Origin of the sequence: Bacillus sp. BML-BC051, assembly GCF_019656175.1 — a bacterium.
In the GTDB taxonomy this organism is placed as follows: domain Bacteria; phylum Bacillota; class Bacilli; order Bacillales; family Bacillaceae_G; genus Bacillus_A; species Bacillus_A mobilis.
Map to the genome: position 1 here is coordinate 64,123 of NZ_BPLI01000017.1, position 12,916 is coordinate 77,038.

The window sequence follows — 12,916 nt, forward strand, 5'->3', positions numbered from 1 at the left end:
TTTCACACCCCCTTAACTAATCCTGTCTCTATATTAAAAATACTATCTGCCCAATCAAGATAAAAACTCGCTTCGTGAGATACAAGTATAACGCTCCCCTTAAACTGTATTAACGCCTTTTGCAAAGCTTCCTTTGCTTCTGCATCTAAATGATTTGTCGGTTCATCTAAGATTAAGAAATTACAAGGTGATAATAACAACCCGCATAATTTAACCTTTGATTGTTCACCACCACTCAACGTACGTATTTCTTGGGAAACATGAGTATCCTTCACACCACACGCAGCTAAATGATGACGTATTTCCTTCACGCTTAGTTTAGGAAACTGTTCCGAAATAATGTGAAGCGGCGTTAAAGAATCATTATTCCAATTTAAATCTTGCTCATAATATCCAATCTTTATTTGCTCTGAGAAGTGAAATTCTCCAGAAATGCTAGCAATACTTCCAACGATTGTTTTTAATAAAGTAGATTTCCCTACCCCATTGAACCCTGTAATAACAAGTTTTTCCCCACCCATTACTGAAAAATTCAATTTTGGTAAGAGAGCAAAATCGTAACCAACTTCAAGGTTATTTACTTCCAGAACCGTCTGAACTGAAATGGGAAGTTCCTGAAAATGAATAAACGGTTTATGAGTAAAACTTGGCGGTGCAATTCTTTCCATACGTTGCAACTGCTTTCTACGTCCTTGTGCTATTTTAGAATTTACTCCAGCAATATTTCTACGAATATACTCTTCCGTTTTTTCAATTTTCTTTTGCTGTGCATAATATTGGCGCATATAATCTTTTCGCAAATGCTCCTTTTGTCTTACAAAATCTGAGTATTTTCCGTAATACTTCTTCACCGTTCCAAACTCTACATCACATATGCAAGAAGTCACTTTTTCTAGAAAATCAAAATCATGTGATACGACAATAAACGCTCCTTCAAAATTCATTAAATAATTAGCAAGCCATTCAACATGCTCTTTATCAAGAAAATTCGTAGGTTCATCTAGTAATAAAATATTAGGCTCTTCTAGTAAAAGCTTTGCTAAAATTACCTTTGTCCGTTGCCCTCCGCTTAATTCCCCAATAACACGATCCATCCCAATAGCATCAATACCTAAACCTGCTGCCACCTTATTTATTACGCTGTCTACTGAATAAAAATCACGAGCCTCAAGCTGCTCTTGTATTTCAGCTGCTTTCAATAGTTGTTTCTCATCTCCAGTCATCACACTTTCTTCATATAACTTATTCATTCTCTTTTCCATTTCAAACAAATCATAAAAGGCCCGCTTTACATATTGTGAAATGGTATAGCTCCCATCAATTTCTGCATATTGATCAAGATGTCCAATTTGAATATTTGGTTGCCACTTAATGCTCCCCTTATCAGCAATAATTTCCCCCACCAATATTTTCATTAACGTACTTTTTCCTGCACCATTCTGTCCAACAATCCCCATATGTTCTCCTTTATGCAAATCAAAAGAAGCATTTTCGTATAATACTTTGTCTATAAAACTATGTGATAAACTTTCAACTTTAAGTAAACTCATTTTTAATCCTCTTTTCCTGAAATTAAAAAAAGCAGAGAGATAGCGTCATTCGACACTAGCCCTCTGCTTCGTGATTTTTCCCATACTACTCCAATTTACAGTAAAAACTCATGGGAATAATATACACAAAGGGCCATAGACAAAGCATTGTCTATGGCCCCTTAATCTATTTTATACATCAGCTGAAAAACCATAACCAAATAAGCATAGGTAAACTATACTTTTTTCGAAAAGTTATTCAGCCGATGAATATAGGGGATTTATACCCCTTGATTAAGCTCCGTACAACGCTTCACCGTATACATTTGTGCGGAGCAAAGTTTTCTAATGAGTTTTACAAATTTTATATAAAGCATGTTCTGCACCTTCCTTAATACTTAAAAGGGATTTTAGCACACGGTTTTATGAAGCGTCAACATTACTTCCAAATCATTCAACTACTTATTTTTAAAATATTCCTTCTGGAACATACACATTCTTATCGCATTATGATAGTTACCATCAACGAAAAACTCGTCTAAAAGCTCGCCTTCCACTATAAATCCAACCTTTTTATACACATGGACTGCTTTCTCATTTTCTTTATCCACAACTAAATAAATCTTATGCATATTTAATACAGAAAAAGCGTAATCCATCGCTAAACGCGTCGCTTCTGCTGCGTAGCCATGTCCTTGATAATTTGGATCAATAATGATTTGGAATTCTGTTCTACGATGAATATAATCGATTTCCACTAACTCGACCAATCCAACCATCTCATTATCTTTCTCAACGATAAATCGGCGTTCACTTTGATCATGTATATGTTTATCGTATAAATCCTGCAGCTCTACAAATGCCTCATATGGCTCTTCAAACCAATACGACATAATATGTGCATTATTATTAAGTTCGTGTACAAACTTTAAATCTTCCCGTTCTAAAGGACGTAACTTCAATTCCTGACTCATTATTATAACCTCCAAGTAAAAGAAACCTCTTCACTTAATTTCTCAATATTTTTCAATTTCAAACGCCCTATTTACATTGTAAACTTTCAAGCAACTTGAAGGTCAAGACATAAAAAAGTAGTGCAAACTTATGCCTGCACTACTCTTTTCTCAAATCTCTCATATTTGATATGTATAAAGCAACGACTAAAACAAGAATGGATCCTGCATATAACAACGTCTCCATCGGTTCCTCATGAGATACAATAATTAAACGAATTAACGCCGTAATTCCGATATAAATAAAATAACGTAACGGGAAATGATAATTCGACTTAAAATACTTAATAATCAATGCGATGAACTCGAAGTATAAGAAATAAACGATGATACTCTCAACCAATTTATACGATGTATATTCCTTTGTTGAAAATATGTATTGAATAAATGTGATGGTCTCGTTAATTAAAAAGATCGATAAAACAATGGACAATATAATTAACGCTATATTTAATATCCACTGTAAAACGCTAGCTATATAATGATCGATATTAAACTTCATTTCACACTCTCCTTCACGTAAATACTTATTTATTATAGCAAAATTATACTTACAAAAGTGTTAAATCCAATATGATCGTCCTCTTTCACTATCACTTCACCATTCTGATATTTACGCTTAATATAGTCACTTCCCCAAGCTTCATTTTTTATCTTTTAGCTTTTTCACAATGAAACTATATACGTCAAAATCGTTTCATGACGTTATTACTTCCACACACTTGTAATTTATATAATAACAGTACAGTACAAATAACGTGCTGTATAACTAATTGTGGGGGGATTAATGATGAACGAAGCTTTACTATTAGTCGACATACAAAATGATTACTTTGAAGGCGGCAATATGGCATTACATCAACCTGAAAAAGCCGTAAAAAAAGCGAAAGAAGTCTTGAAACTATTTCGCGAAAAGCATAAAACAGTTATTCACGTACAACATATTGCGAACAATGAAGGAGCTACTTTCTTCTTACCCGATACAGTAGGTGTTCAAATTCATGACGATGTACAACCGATTGCTAACGAAAAAGTCATACAAAAACATCACCCTAACAGTTTTTTAAGAACAAATTTATTAGAAACATTAAAGGCAGAAAAAATAGATCAACTAGTCATTTGCGGTATGATGACTCACGTATGTATTGATGCAACCGTACGTGCTGCCAGTGATTTAGGATTTCAATGTATTGTAATTGAAGATACTTGTACAACAAAAGATTTAGAATTCCAAGGAAATCTAATCCCAGCAGTACACGCTCATCAATCGTTCATGAGTGCATTGGAGTTTGGTGATATTTACGCAAAAGTCATATCAGCGAGCAGTTTTATAAACAAAAGCAAATAAAGAATTACAGTTCCATACGAAAAAAAGAAAGAATAAATATCTTATTCTTTCTTTTTTTCAATTGTCTTAATGACAGTATTTATACGATAATCACCATAATGTAAAACATCTGCAAGAGTCTCTTCTAATTGCTGGTGCGAAGATGTATGAAGAACCATGATATAACACCCATCGCCACTTATACGATACATTTCAGCAATTACGTCCGTTTTTTCAAAAAAGGTTTGCATTTGATTATGATAATGTGGTGCATGCAGAAATAGTGTAACAAACGTCATAATAGACCCTTCTAACTTAGCCCTGTCGATATCTATCGTATATTTTTGAATGACACCTGCCTCTTCTAATTTATTAATTCGTTTCCCAACAGCCTGGCCAGTCAAATGTACTATCTCTCCGATTTCCTTCCAATTCATCCTAGCGTTTTCTTGTAGTAACTGTATAATTTTAAAATCTGTTGAATCAAACATAGCCGTCCCCTTCCTATAGGAATCACCTTCTATAAGATCTTCATCTCCCCTACAATTCATCTTAAAAAATTTTACAATACAATCGATTAACTCTATTAAGAATTACATTACTATTAACGGCTTTCCTTCTTCCTTACTATGTATTTTTGAATTACTCGTAGGCATCGAAAAAATTGGTACGTGTTCGAAAGAGGCATACAGCAAGCTGGTAAGGACATAACTATATTCGTTGAACATGAGCCTTATAAAGGTAATATGAAACCACAATTTAGCTTTTAAAAACATTTCATTATAAATCCTGTACTGAGCTACAGGATTTTTTTAAGGAAAAATTATTTATGACTCCCTTAAAAAAGCCTTACTACACATAAATTGTAGTAAGGCTCTGACTATTTAAGATAAACATTAAACGAATTCATTATCCCTATACAAATAAAGTTTAGCAAATAATGTTACCATCCCCTCCAAGGAAAAGAAACCTTATTTCAACTTTCCTATTGATAAGTTAACACGATAATTCCCGTATTTTAATAGTCGTCCTAGAAAGTTATCTAAGTCTTCATTGGACGCAAAATGTGTTTTTAATAAATAACACCCCTCACCACTTATACGATGCACTTCAGAAATCCCTTCTTCTCCTTGAAAGAAATTCATAAACTCTTGGTGATTAGCTGTTGTTACGAACAAAGTAACAAATGCAGTCACTACTTGTCCTAACTTGATTCGGTTTATTGCAATTGTATATTGTTCAATAATTCCTAGATCCTCTAATCTCCGAATTCGATTTCCTACAGCCTGCCCTGTCATATGTATTTTCTGACCAAGTTCTTTCCATTGTATTCTCGAGTTTTCTCCTAATAATTTCAGTATCTCAAAATCTGTTTGATCAATGATATAAACCAATCCTTTCACCGTGAAAGTAGAAAGCCCGAAAGTGTTTCGCCAACTTATTCTGCTTATCGATACAATTCACTATACTTAGTTTATCCTCTTACATCACATTATTTATCAGTTATATTTACTTATAACACAGAGGACGCAACAAAAAAATACATCTAGATTTAAAGGAGGTTACAAATATGTTATTACAAGAAATTCTATCGTTCAATGAACAATTTGTAGAAAATAAGGAATACGCTCCTCGTGAAGCGACAAAAATGCCTAAAAAACGTATGGTTGTTGTTTCTTGCATGGATGCTCGTTTAATTGAGCTACTTCCAAAAGCTTTAGATATACATGATGGTGATGCAAAAGTTATCAGAAATGCAGGCGGTAAAATTGCTTCTGCTTTCGATAGTGTTATGCAAAGTGTTGTAGCGTCAGTATACGATTTAAATGCAGATGAAATCTTCCTTATTGGACACCATAGATGTGGTGCGAGCCAAACGAATCCAAAAGGAACACTTCAAAAAATATTAGATCGCGGAGTAGCTTCACCAGAAATTTTATCAGCAATTGAATATGCTGGTATTAACCTTGAAAAATGGTTATTCGGATTCGATGATGTTTGCGACTCAACGCAAGCTAATGTTGATTTAGTAAGAAACCATCCACTTATCCCAAAAGATGTTCCTGTACATGGTTTAGTTATTGACCCTCACACAGGTAAATTAGATGTAGTGGTTGATGGATATAAAGCATTAAATAGTGAAACAAAATAATAATTATTACGTACATGAAGGGAAGTTATTAAATATGAAAAAACAAGTATTAGATATGAATAGACAAGAAGCTACGCAAAAAATTCTAGCGGCAAAAATTAAAAAAGGGTTAACTTGGGAAGAGATTGCAAAAGTAAGTGAAAACTCTGAGACTTGGGTTGTAACAGCGTTATTAGGACAAGCTACAATGACACGTCCAGAAGCAGAAAAAATCGGTAAACTATTAGAATTAGATGAAGAAGTAGTTCAAGCATTAACAGTAGTTCCACTTCGTGGCCAAGTAATGGAAATGCCCCCTACTGACCCGATTGCATATCGTTTATATGAAATGATGTTACAATATGCACCAACTATTAGAGAATTAATCTTAGAAAAAGCCGGCGAAGGTGTAATGAGTGCAATTAACTTCAATCTAGGTGTGGACACACAAGAAGATCCAAAAGGTGGCGACCCTCGTATCGTGATTACACTTAACGGGAAATTCTTACCATTCCGTACATGGTAATTTATTAAAAATCCATATATATAATTAAAATAATTTTATAGATTTACAAAATCCATCCTTTTTAATCTAACTGTGTAGAAAGGATGGATTTTTACTATGAAATTCTTTTTCGGCAAAGGAGAATAATATGAATAAAAAACACTTTGATATGAGTTTTAGTATTCTACAATGGTTTGTGTTTTTATTAGCAAATGCAATTGCATTACCTATCATTATTGGTGGCATATTCCATTTACCAATAGAAGATATCTCAACATTAATGCAGCGAACTTTTTTAGTAGTAGGAGTAAGTTCATTTATACAAGCATGGTTTGGGCATCGCTATCCTATTGCGGATGGACCAGCCGGTTCATGGGTAAGTATATTTGTCATATTGGGACAAGTCGCTATGCATCAAGGACAGAGTGCAAAAGATGTATTACAACTTTTAGAAGGTGGTTTAATTATTGCAGGTATATTACTCTTCGTTCTTGGTATAACAGGGCTTGTTCATCGAATCTTACGTTTATTTACCCCTTTAGTTACAGGAACTTTTCTTTTAATCTTAGCACTTCAGCTTAGTGGCGTGTTACTAAAAGGCATGATGGGATTACAAGGATCTGCAACTCATCCTGACTATACAACAGCTACTATTGCGCTCTTTGTTTTTGCCCTTATTACTTTCTTATCAATTAAAGGGAAAGGATGGATGAAAAGTTACGCTGTATTACTTGGAATTTCATGCGGTTGGCTTTTGTATGCAGTATTAGGAAAATCATCTCATATACCTTCGCACACAACGCTTGTTAAATTACCAGAGATATTTGCTTGGGGCACACCTAGATTCGATATTGGAATGACTCTAACAGCAGCTTTATTTACATTTCTTTTAGTTGCAAATACAATCGCTGCTATTTCGGCTGTAAAACAAGCGGCTCCGTTATCTAAAGAAAATGAAAAGCAAACACTGAACCGTGGTGTATGGGTCGGAGGTATATCACATATTATCTCGTCGTTGTTCTCTACAATTGGAATTGTACCATTACCTGCATCGGCAGGATTTATCCAACTAACAGGACAAAGAAAAGTGAAGTCGTTCCTTATAGCAAGTCTTATATTAGCAGGTATTTCTTTTATCCCCTCAATTGTAAGCTTTATATCCTTGCTACCAGGACCTATTGCTAATGCTGCACTTTTAGCAACATTTGTCCAAGTAATAGGCATTTCATTTCAATCCATTTTACGTGAAGAATTAAATCAACACCGATTAACTATATTAGGAATTTCATTATTAATCAGTTTGGGTATAATGTTTCTTCCAGAAGCTGTATTTAGCGGCGTTCCTTCTTCCTTACAATATGTTTTAAGTAACGGATTACTCGTAGGTACTATGATCGTTATTTTGCTAGAACAGTTTTGGAAAGAGTAAAATTTATAACTAAGTAAAAAAGCGCCCTGCTTACAGGGCGCTTTTTTATACCTAATGACTAATACTAGCAGTTGGATATAATGTTGTTCCTCCAATTGAAACCTTTATTTCATTTGTTAATGGAACATTTTGTTCATTAATAATTGTTCTCCACCATTCCCATGCAAGACCAGTACATTCTCTAGCTACAATTTTTATATTTTTGGAATTTGGTGGAAGAGGAATGACTGTAGAGTAATGAGCCGTTTTATCCCTGCCGCTACCATCCCATATTTTATGTGTTAGTACCTCTTTTCCATTTTGATCAAATGTGAATTCATCCCAAGATACATCAAATTGAGCAACGTAAGCACCGTAATGATCAAGTTTCATTTTAGCACTTGAATATTCTGTAGTTGTCGTCTCAATATAATCTGTATTGTTATGAACAGCAGCAGTTGCATTATCTTTTAAGAAAGTACTTGTATATGAAATTGGATATGCTGGATTTTTAAGACTTAATTCAGCATTATCTTTAATGATATTTCGGATTTCATTGAAATCTTTAGTAACAACCTTGTTATGCTCTTTCGCATCTCCGCCTAATACTACAGCAGTAAAGGTACTTTCTTCAAAAATATCTTTATACTGTCCACTCGTTTCGACGCTGTTATTCTTAAGTAAAGCTTTAAAAGCAGCTTGTACATCTTTACTCTTAGATGTTGTTTCTAATTTTACATAAACAGTTCTACCATAAGCTACATTTGAAACCATAACAGGTGGAGCCGAATTACTTACACCTTTACGAGTTAACTCACCAAAAGTAACACTATTATCAAAAAGATCGGATGGATTGTTAGGTAGTTCAGCACTTACGGTATAAAATATTTGCTTATATGCCGCTACCATCACTTTCTTCTCTCCATTTGCAACCGCATTAAAATCGATGTTTAGACTGTTATCGAGATATTTAGCGTTAACGTTAAGGGCACTTGCGATTTGTGATTTACTATAAACCATAGATTCTGTATACTGCATTCTTGCAGGTAACGTATGTGTTTTAGAGTACTTTTCATTCCAAGTAGATACTAAATCATCTACTGCTCCAGCCACATTACCATATGTCGGATTTTGGACAGTAATTGTATTTTCTTTTCTCATGCCAGGTAAGTCTATACTAATATTCAAAGGCTTTCTCTTAGCCACTAATAAACTCGGTTGATTGTCTGCAAAAGCTTTATTTGCAAGTTGTACCGCTCCTGGATACGTACGATTCACCACAGAATCAATAATCGAAATATCGACTGGTGAAGTTGTAAGTGATTTTTTCTCGCGTTCCACTACTACAAATTTACCATTTGAATTGATACTTTCTTTCGGAACAAAACTCTCTACCTTATCACCATTTACAGCTAAAACCTCTTGATTATTATATTTAAGATTTGCTATACCAGTATCAATGCCACTAGCATTTTTGATTACATCAGTTGCATTACCTACTTGTGTTTCTGCGAAGGAAATAGATGAATAATTAATAGTGCATAGACTAACTAATAAACATGCAAGGAACTTTCTTCTTTTAGTGTTTTTCTTAATATTCAGAAAAATCACCCCGTTCTTTTTTTTAGTAAGATATGATAATGATTGATAAATGATTGCTAACTAATAAACCTACATAAATGCTTTTAAAAGTTCTTGAATTAACGGGATTACGCCACCTACAAATTTCAAAACAGCCATTGCGATTTCCATATTATTTCCTCCTTTTTTATTGCTACGAAAATGTGATCTATCTTTATGCCCTCATTATAGTGACCCCTTACACTTTTATCAATACACTCTTATATGCAATATTACATACTAAGAACCAAGCTGAATCCTCATAAAAAGTTATACAGAGATAAAGTGAAACTTTAATCAGTGGGGATTTTCTTCATCCCCCCACTGATTATTAGTTGCCCATTAAAGCGGGATAAATTTCCCGTTTGGTAGATACTTGAAAAAAATCGAAGCATTCCTTTGCATTTTATGAGTAATTTACAAGTTTATTGTTGGAAGCGTCGCAGGAACGGAAATAATGAAATACCTGTAGGACAGAGCTATCATCGGCAATCGCATAAAAAAGCTGCTGCCTATAAAATATAGGCAGCAGCTTTTTTCATACTCATTTTGTAATTAATAAACAGCAATCGGCCCATAAGGACCTTGGATAATTTCAATTTTCGTTTCAAAAATATCTGTCAAAAGTATTGGGTCCATAACCTCTTCTACTGTTCCAAAAGCAGCAATTTGTCCATCTTTCATAGCACAAATTTTATCAGAGTATTTAGCTGCAAAATTTATGTCATGCATAACAGTCAAAATTGTTCTTCCAAACTCATTAGCCGCACGTCTTAAATGCTCCATCATTTGAACAGAACGAGCAACATCAAGATTGTTCAGAGGCTCGTCCAATAGCACATATTCAGTCTCTTGGCACAATACCATCGCTACATATGCCCTTTGTCTTTGACCACCAGAAAGCTCATCTAAATATCTATTCTCTAAACTAGTTAAATCTAAGAAATCGATATATTTAGAAATGATAACCTCATCTTCTTTAGTTAATCTTCCTTTTGAATACGGAAAGCGCCCAAATCCAACTAATTGTCTAACAGTAAGCCTCGTTACAAAATGATTTTCTTGTCGCAATATGGTCAAAATTTTTGCTAAGTCTTTTGATTTGGATTCAGAAACATCCATATTCGCTACTTGAATTTGACCTTCATCCATATCTAAGAGTCTTCCAATCATCAAAAGTGTCGTAGACTTTCCAGCGCCATTTGGTCCAATTAAAGAAGTAAAGCCCGCTTTTGGTATTTCAATATCCAAAGGTCCTATTTTTACCTTATCAGTATAGAACTTTTTAACATTATCAATTTTTATCATAAAGCCCTCTTCCTTAAAACAATAGTTAAGAATATGATTCCACCAAATAATTCAATAATAACTGAAACTACACCTTGAGCATTGAATACATGATACATTAAGAAATATGCACTCGTCATAATCAAAAACCCTATAGCAAAAGCCATTGGAAAAATATATCTATGATCATAAGTTGCTGCCGCCTGATAACTCAAAGTTGCCACTAAAAAGCCGTAGAACGTAAGTGGTCCAATTAGAGCAGTTGAGATGGACATCAAAATAGCAACTAATACAAGCGTATAAATTACACTAGGTTGATATTTAACCCCAAAAGAAGTAGCAACATCCTTTCCTAGTGACAAAACATTCAAATTCTTAGAATGAGCAAAAATTAATACCGCTACAATTATAATCATAGGAATTACAACAGGAAAATATGCAGGATCTGCATGATTAACAGAACCAAATAATTTCGCTTGTAAAATATCAAACTCTGAAGGCGCAAGTAGCTTTCTCATAAAAGTTGATACGGAATTCAGTCCAGTACCAATAATAATTCCAACTAAAAGCATAAGTTGTAAATTCCCGTATTTACCAGAAAGTAACCATCCATAAAGTATCAAACTCATCAAGACCATAGCAACAACTTGGAATAAAAATGACCCAATTCCATTAAAGTTTATTAACGCACTAGCACCAAAGAAGAATATTGTACTCGTATGAATTGCTGAATAAAGTGATTCGAAACCTAAAAGCGAAGGAGTAATAATCTTATTGTTCGTAATAGATTGGAAAGCAACTGTCGACAAGCTATGGCAAACTGCAGCAATAATCATCGCAACAATAGCTATTATCCTTCTCTTAACAACTGGGATAAAAGAAGGTGAATCTATCGGAACTGGATTGTTATAAACTAAAAGTCCATATGAAGAAAGGAGACCTAAAGCAATCAATGTTATCAGTACAATCCAATAACGTTTTGCTTCCTTCTTAGAACGAAAAGCACTAGCTGATCTACTTTTATTATGAAGGCTAGAATCGACTTCGACATTTTCTTTATTTTTATAGTCTAATGTGATCATCGCAGCCTCCTTGGTTTTCTTTTTCTCAATAAAATAGTGATAAACACAACCGCTCCCACTGATGCAAGTATTAGAGAAACAGGTAGTTCAAACGGCTTTATAATTGTTCGAGAAATGATGTCACAGGTAGTTATTGCCCCCATTCCGATCACACATACCCAAGGTAAATTACTCCTAAGATCATCTCCTCTAAACATGGAAACAATGTTTGGAACAATTAAACCTAAGAAAGGTAAGTTTCCGATAACAGCTGCAACAATTCCAACTGCAACAGAGATAAGACCAGTCCCAAAAAGAACAATTCTATTATAATTAACTCCAAGGCTTGTTGCGACATCTTCTCCTAGTCCAGCTAGAGTCAATCTATTCGCATACATAAAAATAAGCAAAGTAACGATAACAATCAGCCATAAATATTCGTATCTTCCCACCTGAATGTTAGCAAATGAACCTACAAACCAAGTTTCAATACTTTGCGTCATTTGAAAAAGGAGTCCCAAAAAAGTAGACACTGCAGAAATAACTGCTCCAAGCATCAATCCAATAATCGGAACAATTAAAGATGAGCGAAGCTTAACTCTTCTTAAAAATAGAAAGAAAATCATAGTTCCTATAAAAGAAAAAATGATTGCACCAGTCATTCTTTGAACTAAAGTCGGGGCAGGAAATAGTAAATACACAAAAAGCAGGCCTAAGCCTGACCATTCAATAGTCCCCGTTGTAGTAGGTTCAACAAAACGATTCTGGGTAATTAATTGCATGACGAGCCCTGCCATCGCCATTGCAGCTCCAGTAAGCATTAATGCAACAGTTCTCGGAACACGAGTGATGAAAAACATCTCCATTCCGTCCTCTTGTCCACGTATATCATAAACTCCAGTAAACAGTGATATAATCCCTAAAATTATAACAACTATAACCGCTATTATAAAAGGTTTTGTCCATATTTTATTGTGATTATAAAACTGGGGTTGAGAAATATTCTCAACCCTAGAAATCATATTTTTTGACACT

At 34.3% G+C, this 12,916-nt stretch carries 13 protein-coding genes and 1 pseudogene; 5 read left to right on the forward strand and 9 right to left on the reverse strand.

The window, feature by feature from the left end; all coding sequences use genetic code 11:
• Nucleotides 1-2 precede the first annotated feature (2 nt).
• From K5S59_RS08330 to psiE, 3 genes are all read right to left on the reverse strand, one after another.
• Complete coding sequence (locus K5S59_RS08330) at nt 3-1,550, reverse strand: ABC-F family ATP-binding cassette domain-containing protein (RefSeq protein WP_000054853.1); 1,548 nt, start codon at nt 1,548-1,550, stop codon at nt 3-5.
• Between the two features lie 437 nt (nt 1,551-1,987).
• The gene (gene speG / locus K5S59_RS08335) at nt 1,988-2,503 is read right to left on the reverse strand and encodes a spermidine N1-acetyltransferase (RefSeq protein ID WP_000076820.1); all 516 of its coding nucleotides are present in this window, start codon (nt 2,501-2,503) and stop codon (nt 1,988-1,990) included.
• Nucleotides 2,504-2,642: 139 nt separating this feature from the next.
• Entirely contained in the window at nt 2,643-3,044 is a 402-nt protein-coding gene (psiE, locus tag K5S59_RS08340; RefSeq protein WP_000671179.1) for a phosphate-starvation-inducible protein PsiE, read from the reverse strand.
• A gap of 288 nt (nt 3,045-3,332) precedes the next feature.
• On the opposite strand from psiE, the gene K5S59_RS08345 reads away from it, so the two are divergent.
• On the forward strand, nt 3,333-3,890 hold the full coding sequence (locus K5S59_RS08345; RefSeq protein WP_001001085.1) for a cysteine hydrolase family protein: 558 nt from the start codon (nt 3,333-3,335) through the stop codon (nt 3,888-3,890).
• Nucleotides 3,891-3,931: 41 nt separating this feature from the next.
• Here K5S59_RS08345 and K5S59_RS08350 read toward each other — a convergent pair whose 3' ends face one another.
• Entirely contained in the window at nt 3,932-4,360 is a 429-nt protein-coding gene (locus K5S59_RS08350) for an Lrp/AsnC family transcriptional regulator (RefSeq protein WP_000460477.1), read from the reverse strand.
• Between the two features lie 192 nt (nt 4,361-4,552).
• Between K5S59_RS08350 and K5S59_RS30665 the strand changes: the two are divergent.
• Nucleotides 4,553-4,639 (forward strand): annotated as a pseudogene (locus tag K5S59_RS30665) (DUF4822 domain-containing protein); the annotation flags it as partial.
• 201 nt (nt 4,640-4,840) lie between these two features.
• On the opposite strand, the gene K5S59_RS08360 reads toward K5S59_RS30665, so the two are convergent.
• Nucleotides 4,841-5,272 (reverse strand): Lrp/AsnC family transcriptional regulator, encoded by a 432-nt coding sequence (locus K5S59_RS08360; protein WP_002008929.1) that lies wholly within the window; start codon nt 5,270-5,272, stop codon nt 4,841-4,843.
• Nucleotides 5,273-5,439: 167 nt separating this feature from the next.
• Between K5S59_RS08360 and K5S59_RS08365 the strand changes: the two genes are divergently transcribed.
• From K5S59_RS08365 to K5S59_RS08375, 3 genes are all read left to right on the forward strand, one after another.
• Nucleotides 5,440-6,021: a beta-class carbonic anhydrase gene (locus tag K5S59_RS08365; protein ID WP_000926487.1), complete on the forward strand. Its 582-nt coding sequence runs from the start codon at nt 5,440-5,442 to the stop codon at nt 6,019-6,021.
• A gap of 55 nt (nt 6,022-6,076) precedes the next feature.
• Complete coding sequence (cynS, locus tag K5S59_RS08370) at nt 6,077-6,526, forward strand: cyanase (RefSeq protein WP_029443571.1); 450 nt, start codon at nt 6,077-6,079, stop codon at nt 6,524-6,526.
• A gap of 127 nt (nt 6,527-6,653) precedes the next feature.
• Entirely contained in the window at nt 6,654-7,934 is a 1,281-nt protein-coding gene (locus tag K5S59_RS08375; protein WP_120450985.1) for a purine/pyrimidine permease, read from the forward strand.
• A gap of 51 nt (nt 7,935-7,985) precedes the next feature.
• Here K5S59_RS08375 and alo read toward each other — a convergent pair whose 3' ends face one another.
• The 4 genes from alo to K5S59_RS08395 form a co-directional block, all read right to left on the reverse strand.
• The gene (gene alo / locus K5S59_RS08380; RefSeq protein ID WP_120450986.1) at nt 7,986-9,524 is read right to left on the reverse strand and encodes an anthrolysin O/cereolysin O family cholesterol-dependent cytolysin Alo; all 1,539 of its coding nucleotides are present in this window, start codon (nt 9,522-9,524) and stop codon (nt 7,986-7,988) included.
• A gap of 564 nt (nt 9,525-10,088) precedes the next feature.
• Entirely contained in the window at nt 10,089-10,841 is a 753-nt protein-coding gene (locus tag K5S59_RS08385) for an iron ABC transporter ATP-binding protein (RefSeq protein WP_064449606.1), read from the reverse strand.
• Nucleotides 10,838-11,902: an iron chelate uptake ABC transporter family permease subunit gene (locus K5S59_RS08390; protein ID WP_000631121.1), complete on the reverse strand. Its 1,065-nt coding sequence runs from the start codon at nt 11,900-11,902 to the stop codon at nt 10,838-10,840. The genes K5S59_RS08385 and K5S59_RS08390 overlap by 4 nt, the downstream gene beginning before the upstream one ends.
• Nucleotides 11,899-12,915, reverse strand: coding sequence for an ABC transporter permease (locus K5S59_RS08395; RefSeq protein ID WP_098872507.1), 1,017 nt, complete (start codon nt 12,913-12,915; stop codon nt 11,899-11,901). Before K5S59_RS08395 ends, K5S59_RS08390 begins: the two co-directional genes overlap by 4 nt.
• Between the last annotated feature and the right edge of the window lies 1 nt (nt 12,916).

Coding starts and splice junctions, on each gene's coding strand:
- cynS (WP_029443571.1), top strand. CDS start 6,077: ATGAATAGACAAGAAGCTACGCAAAAAATTCTAGCGGCAAAAATTAAA.
- K5S59_RS08365 (WP_000926487.1), top strand. CDS start 5,440: ATGTTATTACAAGAAATTCTATCGTTCAATGAACAATTTGTAGAAAAT.
- psiE (WP_000671179.1), bottom strand. CDS start 3,044: ATGAAGTTTAATATCGATCATTATATAGCTAGCGTTTTACAGTGGATA.
- K5S59_RS08345 (WP_001001085.1), top strand. CDS start 3,333: ATGAACGAAGCTTTACTATTAGTCGACATACAAAATGATTACTTTGAA.
- speG (WP_000076820.1), bottom strand. CDS start 2,503: ATGAGTCAGGAATTGAAGTTACGTCCTTTAGAACGGGAAGATTTAAAG.
- K5S59_RS08330 (WP_000054853.1), bottom strand. CDS start 1,550: ATGAGTTTACTTAAAGTTGAAAGTTTATCACATAGTTTTATAGACAAA.
- K5S59_RS08350 (WP_000460477.1), bottom strand. CDS start 4,360: ATGTTTGATTCAACAGATTTTAAAATTATACAGTTACTACAAGAAAAC.
- K5S59_RS08390 (WP_000631121.1), bottom strand. CDS start 11,902: ATGATCACATTAGACTATAAAAATAAAGAAAATGTCGAAGTCGATTCT.
- K5S59_RS08375 (WP_120450985.1), top strand. CDS start 6,654: ATGAATAAAAAACACTTTGATATGAGTTTTAGTATTCTACAATGGTTT.
- K5S59_RS08385 (WP_064449606.1), bottom strand. CDS start 10,841: ATGATAAAAATTGATAATGTTAAAAAGTTCTATACTGATAAGGTAAAA.